The sequence below is a fragment of the Citrobacter freundii ATCC 8090 = MTCC 1658 = NBRC 12681 genome (assembly GCF_011064845.1).
Classification (GTDB): domain Bacteria; phylum Pseudomonadota; class Gammaproteobacteria; order Enterobacterales; family Enterobacteriaceae; genus Citrobacter; species Citrobacter freundii.
In genome coordinates this window covers 1,867,688-1,881,189 of sequence record NZ_CP049015.1, presented here as the reverse complement: position 1 = coordinate 1,881,189, position 13,502 = coordinate 1,867,688, and the positions used below count along the sequence as shown (strand labels likewise).

Genomic DNA, 13,502 nt, shown 5'->3' with positions numbered 1-13,502 from the left:
GAAAAAATCATGCAGCGCTTACTTATCATGGTGGCAGTAATTTTACTCAGCGGATGTTTAACAGCTCCGCCTCAAGAAGCCGCTAAGCCGACATTAATGCCCCGGGCCCAAAGCTATAAAGATTTGACACATCTGCCTATGCCTACAGGTAAGATCTTTGTGTCGGTATACAACATTCAGGATGAGACTGGCCAATTTAAACCTTACCCGGCAAGTAACTTCTCTACCGCCGTCCCGCAAAGCGCCACGGCTATGCTTGTCACCGCATTGAAAGATTCTCGTTGGTTCGTCCCTCTGGAACGTCAGGGGCTACAGAACTTGCTGAACGAACGTAAAATCATTCGTGCGGCTCAGGAAAACGGTACGGTTGCGATTAATAACCGGATCCCGCTACAGTCCCTGATCGCGGCAAACGTCATGGTGGAAGGGTCAATTATCGGTTATGAAAGCAACGTTAAATCGGGTGGTGTCGGTGCGCGTTATTTCGGTATTGGCGCCGATACGCAATACCAGCTCGACCAGATAGCGGTAAACCTGCGCGTAGTTAACGTCAGCACCGGTGAGATCCTGTCGTCAGTGAACACCAGTAAAACCATTTTGTCTTATGAAGTACAGGCTGGAGTGTTCCGCTTTATTGACTACCAGCGTCTGTTGGAAGGTGAAATTGGCTACACCTCTAACGAACCGGTTATGCTTTGTCTGATGTCAGCGATTGAAACAGGCGTTATCTTCTTAATTAATGACGGCATCGATCGCGGATTGTGGGATTTGCAGGATAAGAAACAAGTTGATAATGACATTCTGGTTAAATACCGCCATATGTCGGTACCGCCAGAATCCTGATGGATCTTTACTGCATAAAAAGCGTGAGGAAAACCCTCACGCTTTTTTATTTACTGGTCAGCGTCGGCGATATTCGATTTTCACGGCGAGACGCCAGCCACAGGCCACTGTTTTTCATCGCATAGCCGAATACCAGGCCCAGTACCAGTGAAGGTACAACCAGTCGCCAGTCGCCCTGCCCTGCAAATGTTGCACATGCGCCAATAAACGTGCCCGGTACAAATGAAAGCAACCATTGCTTTGCCTGGATACACATCAGAAACGCGACAATTCCCGTCATGACATAACCAATAATGTCCATATGCGGGGCAAGCGCGCTACCGTTAATAATCACCAACGCCCACACCACACCGCTTAGCAGCGTACACGCCGAGATCCACAGTCCTTTTAGCCCACCTTGCGGGCAGGCGAAATAGGCCGTGCACCCCAGAAAGCCAGCCCAACTGAGTAAGCCAAGAGAAACGGCCACCCATCCCCAGATCCCAGAGAGAATGCCCGTTGTGATTGCAATTGAGAGAAGTATGTTCATGCCGCGTATCTTAGCAGAAAAACGACATAGGAATGAGATCGTGCACACAATTTATGCAAGCATATAATTTGCGTTGCAGTTTAAAGTGATTTAAATCACATTTATTCGTCAGTATCTTCCTGCAATTCGTCCCACATTGCACTAATAGCATCACGTGTTAGCGGCGCCATGGTACGCCAGAACGGCGTGTTTGCGTGCGCCTCAACTTTGCCAAGGAACGTACCACACCAGGGCAGCAGGTAGTCTACAAACAAGGTTTCAAGCGCCTCACTTTCATCTTCCGCAGACTGGTCTTCAAGCCATGAAGCCGCCAGCAACAGCGTACCAATGTGATCTGCCGGCGTATCTGCCAGCGGCATGCCGCGGGCAGAAAGAAATGCACGAACATCCGATTCTTTCGCCCCTTCTACCCAGGCGCTACGATAAGGCGGCACAGCACACTCTTCACCGACAAACAGCGCGTTGTAATCTGCAGCCAGTTGGGGCATATCGCAGCTCTTCTGCAGACGAGTGAGCAGTTCGTCCTGTTCCAGCGGCCAGTTGGCGGACAGTTTACCTTCACTAATTAAGGTAAACAGGGGAACCAGTAAAGGGTCCTGCGGTTGGCGATAAAACAGCGAGCCCAGTACACGACACAGGATAGAAAACTCGTTCATTGATATATTCCAGTTAGTAACAATTACAGTTCAGCAAATTCCGCGATCGGCTCCATGCCTCGCGATTCCAGAAACGCCAACAGGCGTTTAGGTGTGACGTTTAAAATTCTGTCTTCAGGGAAATTAACATCATCCAGGATTTTACGGCATTCGCCAAATTCTCCCAGCGTGAAAGCAGTATGTGAATCCGACCCTAACGCCACCCAGCCGCCAGCATCGCGCACAGCCGCAGCAACCGCACGACAATTATCCTCACTGCCCTTACGCGAATGCAAAAACGAAGAGTTATTGATTTCCAGTGCAACCTGGTACTTTGCCGCCGCTTGGGCAATTGCAGTAATATCAACCGGATACTTGGGATTTCCCGGATGGCTAATGATGTGCACATTACCGCTGGCCATCGTGGCTATCATTGCCTGGGTATTGGTTTCTTTATCGTGAGGTGCAAAAACTGGCTCATGGAAGCCCGCAATAATGAGGTCCAGAGAGGTAAACATCGGACCTGAACAGTCAATTTCGCCTTCAATATTCTTAATATTCGCCTCAATGCCGCGCAGGATCCCTACGCCATCTACAACACGTGGCCAAATACGCATATTGATAAAGTGCCAGTGGTGAGGCGCGTCCGCCATGTCCGGTCCATGATCGGTAATAGCAAACAGCTTGATGCCTTTGCGACGGGCTTCAGCGATGTAATCACTTAAGGTGCTGTAGGCGTGGGTGCTGGCGACGGTATGCATATGCAGGTCAACGGGATACATAACTCTCTCCTGTAGTCATTTTTCGTCAAGGATAGCAGGTATCGCCGCTATTTATTAGCTGAAACCCGGCATCCGCCGGGTTAGCATTAGTATCCCCGAACGCGATCGACCTGACCCGTTACGGATTTCCCATTCTCCAGGTCCAAAATCGTGCGGGAAATATAGTCCACTGCCTCTGCTGGTCGCGTTACCGCGGCAATATGCGGCGTCATTGCCACACGCGGATGTTTCCACAGAGGACTGGTTTCCGGCAGCGGTTCACGGCTATAGACATCCAGCATGGCACCTTTCACCTTGCCGCTGTCCAGCGATGCCAGAAGATCGTCTTCATTGAGATGAACACCACGCGCCAGGTTCAGCACGTAGGCGCCATCCAGCAATTGGCTAAGTAAATCAGCGTTAATAATACCTACGGTTTCTGCCGTATTAGGCAGGAGGTTGATAAGCACACGAGTTTGGCTCAAAAACGCGCCCAGTTCCTCAGTACCGGCGAAGCTTTCCACGCCAGACCAGGATTTACGCGAACGGCTCCAGCAGCGCAGTGGGAATCCCCATGCTTGCAGGCTTTCGGCAACTTTTGCGCCCAATACACCTGCCCCCATGATCCCGACGGTAAACTCCTCACGAGTATATTCTGGCAACGGTTGCCATTTCGCCTGATTTTTCAATGCCTGATAATCATCAAAGCGACGAAACCAGTGCAGCACCTGACTAACCGCATATTCCTGCATTTGCAGGCCCATACCCGTATCTTCCAGACGGAAAAGCGGGATCGACGCATCCAACATTTCCGGATGAGCATTGAGTTTACTGAGAATAGAATCGACGCCCGCGCCCAGCGCAAATACGGCTTTTAATTTTCGTCCTGCGAGCATTTCAACCGGCGGATGCCAGACCAGCGCATAGTCAGCATGTGCATTATCACCCGCTTTCCACTCACGTACGTTTGCACCAGGTATTGCCTTTGCCAACGCATTAATCCACCAGGTCGTATCGAATGTTGGGTGATAGAAAATTATATCCACATTATCTCCTGAACATTGTTGTGCGGAACTTTCTCGCACTTATTATCATCATTTTCCGAGGGAACATCAGAGTAGCAAATTTTAGGATGCTGGCAAAAAAAACAATTCCCGCTTATTTATGCTCCATGTTGCTTGAAGTTTGTGTAAATGCACATTTTTTTCAAAAAGTTGATTGACGACGGGGCGGTGTTTCCCCTACATTAGCGCCCGTTCCGGTAGCACAGGAACAACAATATGGTGAGGTGTCCGAGTGGCTGAAGGAGCACGCCTGGAAAGTGTGTATACGGCAACGTATCCGGGGTTCGAATCCCCGCCTCACCGCCATATTTTAAGAAGAGCTCGTACGCAAGTACGGGCTTTTTTTTCGCATATTGCACAGCCTGGCGGGGATGAGAAGCCCGGACCGGGGTTCGACTACTGGCGCAGCCAGTTGGACAGACTGAGAGCGCAGCGAACAGGCTGCCCGCAGGGCGAGCGAAGCGAGTCAATCCCCGCCTCACCGCCATATTTAAAAAAGAGCTCGTACGCAAGTACGGGCTTTTTTTTCGTATGTTGCACAGCATGGCGGGTATGAGAAGCCCCGACCGGGGTTCGACACAAAATTGCCAGGAGCAATTTTGAACAGCGCCTGCGCTGGCCCCGTAGGGGCGAGGCCCAGGGATGGGCCGAGTAGCGGCGCAGCCAGTTGGACAGACTGAGAGCATAGCGAACAGGCTGCCCGCAGGGCGAGCGAAGCGAGTCAATCCCCGCCTCACCGCCATATTTTAAGAAGAGCTCGTACGCAAGTACGGGCTTTTTTTTCGCATATTGCACAGCCTGGCGGGGATATCGCCCCGCTCAAGGTTTCTGCTCCACTTATCGCTGGTAGCGGCATGCATGAGACTTATCATGCCGGATATCTTCAACAAATCACGCCAGATCCTCCGGTCCAGATTGCAGGTAATGACCTTCATAGCGGTTTACTCTTTCTCAAGCAACCAGCAGCGGAAGCCATCATCCATTGCCTAGTCCTGCGCAGTTTGCCCGCCAATACTCCCGGTTGTGCTGAGATATCAGCAAGCTGGTGGAGCATCGCTTTAATTTATTCCAGCGCGGCATTGCACCCGGTAATGATGCGCTTAAGCAAGGAATGCTGGCCAGGTGTTGTGAGTCCGGCAGCATCACGAATGGTGTGTAATACAGGGGTGTAAGCATCGATCGATTTCGTCGATCGATTACGTAAAAATTGATCTGCAAAATGAATTATCCCGCATGATTGTCCCTGTGCCACAATATCTAAAACGAATTTAACTGATTGTTTATAAATCTAATTCCTGTCTTATTTAGGAGCGAACACCTTTTGTCCTGGAAGCTCGGCAGGGAAATAGCATAAAGGATGATGTGATGAAGAGATGCGCACGGTGTAATAAGAAAAGGAGCGTCTTTGAACAGTGGCTCTCACTCGATACAGAATTCTGCGACGAGTGCTTATTTGATATTGACGAGGAAATCAGGGAAAGGCAAATACTCCCCGTCAGACGTCTGAAAGATGATCCAGCCCGCAATACAAATCAGTAGTCTTCCCCTTGATTTTTATCATCATTTTATAGATACGATTATGATAAATTTCACCTTGTTTTTTATATCACCCTGACTGTAAATGAGATTGAGTACTGTAACAGCACACGTTTCTCTTAAGAGCAGGTACATGCCAGAGTGAAGGGTTGACAATGCTCTTCAGAAGAACATGTCGGTATGGCAAGCAAGGATACACATAAATGGTAAAGTTTCTGCGAAATGGACCCGCAGTTGTTGTTCTGGCATTTATATTATGGGGCCTGATCCCATTGTTTTATCAATATCTATCTGGCGGAGCCCTCGCTGAAATTTTGATGTACAGAGTTTTCTGGTCTATACCTCTATTACTGCCAATAAGATTATTATTTCGTAAGAGAACGTTTTTTCGCGATTTACTGAAAGATAAAACCTCCTTCATATCCTGCATGATAGCAGGCTTGCTAATGGTAATTTCGTGGTCAGCTTTTATTTATGCATTAACAAATCATAAGGTACTCGACGCCAGTCTGGGATATTTTATCAACCCACTTATTGTCATTTGCCTTGGCTGTATTTTTCTTAAAGAAAAACCATCATTATTTCAACTTATAGCAGTAATATCCGGCGTATGTGGTCTTGGCTATCAGATTATTTCCGCAAACAGTTTTCCTTCACTAGCGTTAATCATGGGGTTTTCATTTGCATTGTACGGACTGGCGCGAAAATTTATCCATTACGATGCAATAACCTCAATCACGCTTGAAACATTCTGGGCTCTACCTGTTGCTCTTTTCATCTTTATCTATACTGGCTCGAGTATAACTACATCATCTGACATCTCTCTGTTCCTTTATATATTAACCGCTCCCGTTACAGTAATTCCGTTAGTGTTATTTGCAGTAGCGCTAAATCGTACATCTCTTATTGTGACAGGTCTTGCTCAGTATATAGAACCATCTTTGCAATTTCTCATTGCCATACTTATATTTGGAGAAGTTATTAATTACTCCGAGCTATTTTGTTTTTCAGCGGTATGGTTTGGATTGTTGCTATGTATATTTGAGAGTCTTTACTATCATTACCGACGTAATCCTCCACGGTCTGAAAGTAATCATCCTGCAGGCACTTTACGGTGATGTACATGCAGAATATAAAACTCAGTACGCTTATTCGTTTCCCTGGAACACGCGCTCAGGTATGAATGAGTAAACAACTCGAGTTTATTTATTCAAGATTACCACGTCATTTAGGTACACAGGACAGTTGACTGCATGTTCATGGTTAAAGCCGGACAAAAAAATTTTTCCGATACCTTTATACAGATTGGCGCTGTTCATCACCGGTGAATCCCCCGGAACACTGCCGCACTGCAACCAGGCATCGAGCTAGTGCATTTCTCTGAGAACGTGAGTGACCAGAGAATGTTGCGGCCGATCGGTAAAGTCTCTGTATCCGGAAATATTCTTAACGGCAGTACCCTATTCGTGCGTCAGCCAGCGAATCAGGTTCCCCTTGGTATTGTTTTGCGGGCCTGTTTCATAACCATACAATGCAAACTCCTTTTCAGTACAAAAGGTTACCAAAAATATACTGGGCATTATATCCGGAAAGAAAGTCAGGAATGTGTATATCCCAATTTAAGTTATTCAATTTGACAATAATCCACGAAAACCGGCGTATTGCGCGGGAATACAGCCAATTGTGATAGCTGTCATCGTTCAAAATTTGTCCTGACGTTCAAAGTCGTGCGTTTTCCAAACACCCATGGCTCGCTGAATCACATGATTTACTTCGTTATGTGGTTGACAAGTCAACCTACCAGTTTACTCAATGAACATCGGTATGTTTGTAAAGTATACTTTGTTTAACAAATATATATGTTCTTCTCTGTAGAATGAAAAAAAATTTGTTTTCATCAGGATATGCGAACGAGAGAGCGCCTAATGGTTATCAACAAAACTGGCATGTCAGACATGAATTTATTTTCAAAATGTTTCGCATTAACAAAACAGCGTCAGAGATTCCAGTATTTACACCTTGCACGTAAATAAATTTAAACACCCTGAATTAATAATGATACTTATGAAAAATACATCATATCTAAGTTTCTTTAACCAAATTCTATTGGCACGTGGCCCTTTGCATAGCAAATGGAAGAACAAAAAATTTCGACTCATGTATCTTTTACGATCTATGATAAGTCCTGTCTCCAGTATTCGGTATTATCAAGAATTACATTCCCTTAAATCAATTGATAAGATTCTGGAGATGCAACCTACGTTACCAGCCAAAATTCATCGTCCCTATTTACATAAAGGAGGGCTGGCATGGAATCGAAGGAAAAACATTATTGGTCACTACCGTTTTGTCCAGAGTTTACCAGTGAAACACCAGGCGTTATTATTACCCGACAGAGATGTGCTATTGGTCCATTTCACCGGAAAAAATGGTGAGGATTTTGATATTCACTGTTCTTCAGGCGGTTTTGATCGTGAAGGAGAACTGATGTTATCTCTGAGTTTTAACAATACCCCGGTGGCCCGATTGTCCTTCTCGGTTATCCCGTCAAAAAAAGGACATTGTGCATTTATTGGCGGTCTGCAGGGGGCACCAAAAAATATTGGCCCAGACATTATTCGTGACGCTACTAAAGCCTGCTATGGACTATTCCCTAAGCGGATCGTTTTTGAGGTTCTTTGTTCATTGATGCGTTGCTGTGATATCACTAATATTTTAGCAGTTAGTGAACAGAGCCATGTTTTCAGGCAATGGCGATACCGGTACAAGAAACGTAAATACTTTGTTGCCCTGTACAGTGATTTTTGGGAATCAGTTGCTGGTCGTCCATACGGTAATTGGTATAAGTTGCCAATTTATGTAGAGCGTAAGTCATTTAATGAGCTTGCCAGTAAAAAACGCGCGGAATACCGGAGACGGTATGACCTGTTGGATCATATTAATGAGGAAATCATGATTCTTCTGCAAAATCAGATGTAACATAATGTCGTAACTCAGCTCAGAAACTGGCTGATGAATGCGACATCTCGATAAAAGCGTAGCTATCGTTCCGCGTTGGCGAACCATTACACGAACGTCCGCTGAGTGCTGTGAGCTCAACGGGTCGCTGATCCGCGAGACGCATTCATCACTGGATAAACGCATGAGTCTAAAATAAGGTGTTCTCTATTCCACAGTTCATAAATCAAGCTTTTGACATATCTCAAGTCAGGCAAGGTTCCCCCTCGACTTCAGATATCCTGGTTTCTACTCGTTTTCGATGTTCTATTTCATCAGAGCATACTATTTCAATTTCTAAAATTTACTTAATAACACACAAATAACAAAGCCCGGTTTCCCGGGCCTTGAAGACGGGGTACTTATCAGTTGTAAGCGTTGAGCGTCCGCTGACAGAGCGCCGAGCGGACGCAATCGTCTTTATTGAAACGAACAATCCCAACCATATCATCTTCTTCGAAACGGGCCAGCGCATCACTTAGCCCTGAGCGAACGTGCGCAGGTAGATCGCACTGGGTCACATCCCCATTCACAATCACCGTCACATTCTCCCCGAGGCGGGTTAAAAACATCTTCATTTGCGCAGCAGTGACGTTCTGAGCCTCGTCAAGAATCACCACTGCATTTTCAAATGTACGTCCACGCATATAGGCGAACGGCGCGATTTCCACCTTACCAATCTCAGGTCGCAGGCAATATTGCATGAAGGAGGCTCCCAGCCGTTTCACCAGCACGTCATACACGGGGCGAAAATAAGGAGCGAACTTCTCGGAAACATCTCCAGGTAAGAAGCCGAGGTCTTCATCAGCTTGCAGAACTGGACGGGTTACAATGATCCGGTCCACGTCTTTGTGGATCAGAGCCTCTGCAGCTTTTGCCGCGCTGATCCAGGTTTTACCACACCCGGCTTCACCGGTGGCGAAGATCAGCTGTTTACTCTCGATAGCATTCAGGTAGTGCGCCTGAGCTTCATTCCGCGCCGTGATTGGCGTGGCGTCGCGACTGTCACGCGCCATACCGATCGCTTCTACGCCGCCCATCTGCACAAGCGAGGTGACCGATTCATCTTCACGTTGCTTATGACTACGCGAATCCCGCCTCAGCACACGTTTTGCTTCACGACGAGCTTTGATCACTGCTTTTTGTCTTCCCATGGATAGCACCTTGAGTTGTAGGTATACATCACACGCGCCGTTGGCGGCACGATTATGCGCACGAACATCTGAGGGTTGGCTTCCTTGTAAGCCATTGCTTGCTTTCGGATAAGACGCCACACACGGCTACGCGCACCGTACAGGGCGTCAGTAACAAGGATAAGAAGTGAATGAGAGAGAGATTTAGCGGTGACGAGGTGGCTACCGGAAGAGAAACGTCCGCGTAAGGTACTGCTGTTACTGTGAAAAATGTGTCCAGTACAGGACTTTTCCATTCGCGATCTCCATAGTGAAAGACTATCACCGCCGGGAACTACCGCTATTACTTATAATTACATCATAACCTTTCGCTAATGCAACAATATTTTTACTTATTGTTAACTTAAATTCTATCTTATCACCAGAGACAGTCTCTTGCAGAGAGATGACAGAATTATTTCAGTCGCATACCGATCATAAAAAATAATTTGTTCCTTCATCAAGATATCAGGAAAAACCCCGCTGTACTGCGGGGCATAATCATCAGGCTTCGAGCAGAGACTGTCCCAGATAATTGTCTGCAGTTTTAACACCCGGCAAAGCAAAGAAATATCCCCCACCAATCGGTTTGACATACTCTTCGAGCGCTTCACCATTCAGACGTTTCTGCACCGCCAAAAATCCTTTTTCCAGATCGTGTTGATAGCAAACAAACAACAGCCCCATATCCAGTTGACCAGAATTAGTCACACCGAGCGAATAACTGTAGCCACGACGCATCATCAGGCTCGAGTCGGTCTCTTTCGTGCGCGGGTTTGCCAGGCGGATATGACTGTCGAGCGCAATCACCTCACCTTCAGGATCACTGGCATAGTCAGGTACATCATGCTCATGCTGCATGCCCAGCGGCGCGCCGGTGTGTTTATCACGACCAAAAATCGTTTGCTGCTCTTTCAGCGGCGTACGATCCCAGAACTCAACGCGGAACTGAATGAGCCTGACGGCCTGATAACTGCCACCTTGCGCCCAGGCAGGTTCGCCCTGCCCATCCGTCACCCACACCACGTCTTGCATCAACTTCGCATCCGTAGCGTCCGGATTCGCGGTGCCGTCTTTAAAGCCAAGCAGGTTGACCGGGGTCTCTTTGCCTTTGCTGCGCGCGGCGTGGTCAGAAATAAACCCTTCACGTTTCCAGCGCACGCTGAGGAGATCGGGCGTATGTTTAATGATATCGCGCAACGCGTGGATGACCGTGTCCTGGGTGTTGGCACAAATCTGCAGCAGCAAATCGCCATGGCACAGCGCCGCATCCAGCGAATCATTCGGGAAGCGGGTCATTTTTTGCAGCTTTTTCGGCATCTGCGATTTCAGGCCATAACGTTCATCGAACAACGATGAACCAACCGACAACGTCATCGTCAGGTTGTCTGGCGCAATGTATGCGCCGAGGATACCTGAATCCATAGGAGGGAGACGCGGATTGGGCGTATCCGGTGCAGGTCCACCGGTGGTCAGAAACGCAAATCGGCTAGTCAACAACCGGAATAAACGCTCAAGATCGGCCTTATCGCTGGCGAGAACATCGAATGCCACCAGCATCATTGATGCCTGCTGCGGCGTCAGGATCCCCGCCTGATGCTGACCATAAAACGGCTGCGTTTCACTACGCGCATCCGGAGACAGCGTTCCCGGCGCGCTTTGTGGTTTTTGCGCGTGGGCAACCGGACACCCACCCGCCAGCGCCAGCGCCCCACCCAGGGCGCCCATCCCTTTCAGTAAACGTCGGCGTGACGGTTCGCTCACGCCGTTTTCATTATCTTGCTGCATAGTGCTTAATCCAGACCCAGAACACCGCGTAATTGCGACAAGTCTTCCGCCAGCGTCGTGATTGGCCCTTTCAGCGCATTACGATCGGCATCAGTCAGTTTGTCATAGGTCTCAAAACCGTCTTTGGTACGGTACTTGCTCAGAATGGTATCAACCTTTTTGAAGTTCGCATCCACCTTTACCAGCAGCTCAGCATTGGATTTTTGCAACTGAGGACGCAGGAGATCGACAATTTTCTGCGCGCCATCGACGTTGGCCTGGAAATCCCACAGATCGGTATGGCTGTAGCGATCTTCTTCCCCACTGATTTTGCTGGCAGCAACTTCTTCAATCAGTCCTGCTGCCCCGCCAACAACTTTAGACGGTGGGAAAGCCAGCTCGCTGATACGCGTTTGTAGGTCAAGAACATCGCTATTTAATTGGTCGGCGTACTGATCCATACCTTTGGTGGTATTGTCGCCAAACAGCGCTTTCTCCAGGCGGTGGAAGCCGGTGAATTTAGGATCGGCGGCTTTTTGCTCATAATCATCTTCACGCGCATCGATGCTGCCGTCGAGATCGGAGAACAGTTCGGCAATCGGTTCAATACGCTCGTAGTGCTGACGCGTTGGCGCATACAGGGATTTCGCTTTTTCCACATCACCGGCTTTAATTGCATCGGTGAAGGCTTTAGTGCCCGCCACCAGTTGCGCGGTTTCAGCCGTCACGTAGGCTTTATATTCGGTAATCGCGCCGCTCAGACTCAGCAGAGCATCGCTCTGTGCGGCATCCGCCGTTGCGCTGCCTTTTACGATCAGTTTGCCTTTCGGGTTAGTCAACAGACCGCAGGTCATATCATATTCGCCAGGCTGCAGGTTAGCGGTCATTTTCTGGCTAAAACCTGGTGCAATGTTTTCGCGCTCTTCAACCACCATAACGCCTTTAAGAATTTCCCACTCCAACGCTTTCTGGCTGTGGTTCTGGATGATGAACTGCGTTTTCCCGGCGTTAACCGTAATCGTCATCGGTTCACACTGTTTGTCGTTAACCGTGACTTTCACCTGCGGAATATCGGCGGCTTGTGCAGAAAAAGCGGATGCAAACAGCGCGGCAATACCCAACTGCAGCGCACTACGGCGAAAATTAAACGTCATAACCTATCCCTATAAATAAGTATGTTGTAACTAAAAAGTATTCTGCATCGCGTTTTTATCAAGGTGCGGTACGCGATGCCGTAGTGCCTGAACGCGGCGGTAGTGCAAACATAATCAACGCCGGAATCAGGTAGATAAACCAGACAGCGACTTCACTGACGCTTGGCGCTTCCTGATAGCCGAAAATGCCTTCCATCAATGTGCCAAACAGCGAATGCGTCGACAGCACACTGCTCAGGTCAAACGCCACATCCTGAAAATGATTCCACAACCCGGCTTCGTGGAAAGCGCGGATCGCCCCAGCGGCAAGACCGGCAGCTACCAGCAAAATGAACAGGCTGGTCCATTTAAAGAATGCCCCGAGGTTGAGGCGAATGCCGCCGAGGTAAATCAGGTATCCCAGTACCACTGCGGTAGCCAGTCCCAGCATCGCGCCTAACGGCGGCCAGATGCCTACATCCTGCTGGAATGCCGCCAGCAGGAAGAACACCGATTCCAGCCCTTCTCGCGCAACAGCAAAAAAGACCATCATCACCAGCGCCCAGCCGTGATGATTACCGCGTTGCAACGCGTTATCGACAGCCTGTTCAAGCTGGACTTTGACGTTGCGGGAAACTTTACGCATCCAGAACACCATCCAGGTGAGGATCACCACGGCAATGACCGCCACGATGCCTTCAAACAGCTCCTGTTCTTTTTGCGGAAATTCACCGGTGGTTTCGTTGATGAAAATCCCTAACGCCAGGCATAACGCCGCCGCCAGCAGAACACCAATCCACATCACACCAATCCATCGACCACGCTGAGTCCGTTTCAGGTAGCTGGCAATCAGGCTGACAATCAGCGCGGCCTCTAACCCTTCGCGCAACATAATTAGAAATGGAACAAACATGCGAAGAACCCTTAAACGTTATTCTCGGTCAATTGATGAAAAGAAAAGTAAATTACAGTGATAGTGATTATCATTACAGCAAAGAAAAACTCAAGCAGAATGTTTTGAGAATGATGACTTAATGTAAACAGTTAGGCGGGTAATGGTTATGC

14 protein-coding genes, 1 tRNA gene and 1 other RNA gene are annotated in these 13,502 nt (G+C 48.2%); 6 read left to right on the top strand and 10 right to left on the bottom strand.

Annotated features, from left to right (window positions below):
* The first annotated feature begins 9 nt into the window (after positions 1 to 9).
* Positions 10 to 843, top strand: a complete 834-nt coding sequence (csgG, locus tag G4551_RS08945) for a curli production assembly/transport protein CsgG (protein WP_003836796.1) — start codon at positions 10 to 12, stop codon at positions 841 to 843.
* A gap of 46 nt (positions 844 to 889) precedes the next feature.
* On the opposite strand, the gene G4551_RS08940 is transcribed toward csgG, so the two are convergent.
* From G4551_RS08940 to ghrA, 4 genes are all read right to left on the bottom strand, one after another.
* Positions 890 to 1,372 (bottom strand): DUF1097 domain-containing protein, encoded by a 483-nt coding sequence (locus G4551_RS08940; RefSeq protein WP_008320293.1) that lies wholly within the window; start codon positions 1,370 to 1,372, stop codon positions 890 to 892.
* A 101-nt stretch (positions 1,373 to 1,473) separates the two neighbouring features.
* Entirely contained in the window at positions 1,474 to 2,028 is a 555-nt protein-coding gene (locus G4551_RS08935) for a TorD/DmsD family molecular chaperone (RefSeq protein ID WP_003836798.1), read from the bottom strand.
* A 23-nt stretch (positions 2,029 to 2,051) separates the two neighbouring features.
* On the bottom strand, positions 2,052 to 2,789 hold the full coding sequence (locus G4551_RS08930) for a phosphatase (protein WP_003836800.1): 738 nt from the start codon (positions 2,787 to 2,789) through the stop codon (positions 2,052 to 2,054).
* An 86-nt stretch (positions 2,790 to 2,875) separates the two neighbouring features.
* On the bottom strand, positions 2,876 to 3,814 hold the full coding sequence (ghrA, locus tag G4551_RS08925) for a glyoxylate/hydroxypyruvate reductase GhrA (RefSeq protein ID WP_003836802.1): 939 nt from the start codon (positions 3,812 to 3,814) through the stop codon (positions 2,876 to 2,878).
* A 236-nt stretch (positions 3,815 to 4,050) separates the two neighbouring features.
* Between ghrA and G4551_RS08920 the strand changes: the two genes are divergently transcribed.
* Both G4551_RS08920 and G4551_RS08915 read left to right on the top strand, forming a co-directional pair.
* Positions 4,051 to 4,138: transfer RNA gene (locus tag G4551_RS08920), tRNA-Ser, on the top strand.
* 44 nt (positions 4,139 to 4,182) lie between these two features.
* Positions 4,183 to 4,319: non-coding RNA, RtT sRNA (locus tag G4551_RS08915), on the top strand.
* Between the two features lie 259 nt (positions 4,320 to 4,578).
* Here the strand turns inward: G4551_RS08915 and G4551_RS23975 are convergent.
* The gene (locus tag G4551_RS23975) at positions 4,579 to 4,704 is read right to left on the bottom strand and encodes a hypothetical protein (protein ID WP_232727526.1); all 126 of its coding nucleotides are present in this window, start codon (positions 4,702 to 4,704) and stop codon (positions 4,579 to 4,581) included.
* Between G4551_RS23975 and G4551_RS08910 the strand changes: the two genes are divergently transcribed.
* The 3 genes from G4551_RS08910 to G4551_RS08900 all read left to right on the top strand — a co-directional run bounded on the left by G4551_RS08910 (position 4,687) and on the right by G4551_RS08900 (position 8,347).
* Entirely contained in the window at positions 4,687 to 5,004 is a 318-nt protein-coding gene (locus G4551_RS08910) for a hypothetical protein (protein WP_127674221.1), read from the top strand. The genes G4551_RS23975 and G4551_RS08910 overlap by 18 nt on opposite strands.
* Positions 5,005 to 5,571: 567 nt before the next feature.
* Positions 5,572 to 6,486: an EamA family transporter RarD gene (gene rarD, locus G4551_RS08905; RefSeq protein WP_003036060.1), complete on the top strand. Its 915-nt coding sequence runs from the start codon at positions 5,572 to 5,574 to the stop codon at positions 6,484 to 6,486.
* A 937-nt stretch (positions 6,487 to 7,423) separates the two neighbouring features.
* Positions 7,424 to 8,347, top strand: a complete 924-nt coding sequence (locus tag G4551_RS08900) for a VirK/YbjX family protein (RefSeq protein ID WP_003036056.1) — start codon at positions 7,424 to 7,426, stop codon at positions 8,345 to 8,347.
* A gap of 383 nt (positions 8,348 to 8,730) precedes the next feature.
* On the opposite strand, the gene phoH is transcribed toward G4551_RS08900, so the two are convergent.
* The 5 genes from phoH to efeU all read right to left on the bottom strand — a co-directional run bounded on the left by phoH (position 8,731) and on the right by efeU (position 13,350).
* A complete protein-coding gene (gene phoH, locus G4551_RS08895) occupies positions 8,731 to 9,519 on the bottom strand; it encodes a phosphate starvation-inducible protein PhoH (protein WP_003036052.1) in 789 nt (262 codons plus the stop codon).
* Positions 9,498 to 9,794, bottom strand: a complete 297-nt coding sequence (locus tag G4551_RS23755) for a hypothetical protein (RefSeq protein ID WP_016149907.1) — start codon at positions 9,792 to 9,794, stop codon at positions 9,498 to 9,500. Before G4551_RS23755 ends, phoH begins: the two co-directional genes overlap by 22 nt.
* A 247-nt stretch (positions 9,795 to 10,041) precedes the next feature.
* Complete coding sequence (gene efeB, locus G4551_RS08890) at positions 10,042 to 11,325, bottom strand: iron uptake transporter deferrochelatase/peroxidase subunit (protein ID WP_003836807.1); 1,284 nt, start codon at positions 11,323 to 11,325, stop codon at positions 10,042 to 10,044.
* Between the two features lie 5 nt (positions 11,326 to 11,330).
* Positions 11,331 to 12,458 (bottom strand): iron uptake system protein EfeO, encoded by a 1,128-nt coding sequence (gene efeO, locus G4551_RS08885; protein WP_003836808.1) that lies wholly within the window; start codon positions 12,456 to 12,458, stop codon positions 11,331 to 11,333.
* A gap of 58 nt (positions 12,459 to 12,516) precedes the next feature.
* Complete coding sequence (gene efeU / locus G4551_RS08880; protein ID WP_003036041.1) at positions 12,517 to 13,350, bottom strand: iron uptake transporter permease EfeU; 834 nt, start codon at positions 13,348 to 13,350, stop codon at positions 12,517 to 12,519.
* Positions 13,351 to 13,502: the final 152 nt, after the last annotated feature.

Coding starts and splice junctions, on each gene's coding strand:
- G4551_RS08935 (WP_003836798.1), bottom strand. CDS start 2,028: ATGAACGAGTTTTCTATCCTGTGTCGTGTACTGGGCTCGCTGTTTTAT.
- G4551_RS08930 (WP_003836800.1), bottom strand. CDS start 2,789: ATGTATCCCGTTGACCTGCATATGCATACCGTCGCCAGCACCCACGCC.
- G4551_RS08910 (WP_127674221.1), top strand. CDS start 4,687: ATGCATGAGACTTATCATGCCGGATATCTTCAACAAATCACGCCAGAT.
- efeB (WP_003836807.1), bottom strand. CDS start 11,325: ATGCAGCAAGATAATGAAAACGGCGTGAGCGAACCGTCACGCCGACGT.
- efeO (WP_003836808.1), bottom strand. CDS start 12,458: ATGACGTTTAATTTTCGCCGTAGTGCGCTGCAGTTGGGTATTGCCGCG.
- G4551_RS23755 (WP_016149907.1), bottom strand. CDS start 9,794: ATGGAAAAGTCCTGTACTGGACACATTTTTCACAGTAACAGCAGTACC.
- efeU (WP_003036041.1), bottom strand. CDS start 13,350: ATGTTTGTTCCATTTCTAATTATGTTGCGCGAAGGGTTAGAGGCCGCG.
- rarD (WP_003036060.1), top strand. CDS start 5,572: ATGGTAAAGTTTCTGCGAAATGGACCCGCAGTTGTTGTTCTGGCATTT.
- phoH (WP_003036052.1), bottom strand. CDS start 9,519: ATGGGAAGACAAAAAGCAGTGATCAAAGCTCGTCGTGAAGCAAAACGT.
- csgG (WP_003836796.1), top strand. CDS start 10: ATGCAGCGCTTACTTATCATGGTGGCAGTAATTTTACTCAGCGGATGT.
- G4551_RS08940 (WP_008320293.1), bottom strand. CDS start 1,372: ATGAACATACTTCTCTCAATTGCAATCACAACGGGCATTCTCTCTGGG.
- G4551_RS23975 (WP_232727526.1), bottom strand. CDS start 4,704: ATGATAAGTCTCATGCATGCCGCTACCAGCGATAAGTGGAGCAGAAAC.
- G4551_RS08900 (WP_003036056.1), top strand. CDS start 7,424: ATGATACTTATGAAAAATACATCATATCTAAGTTTCTTTAACCAAATT.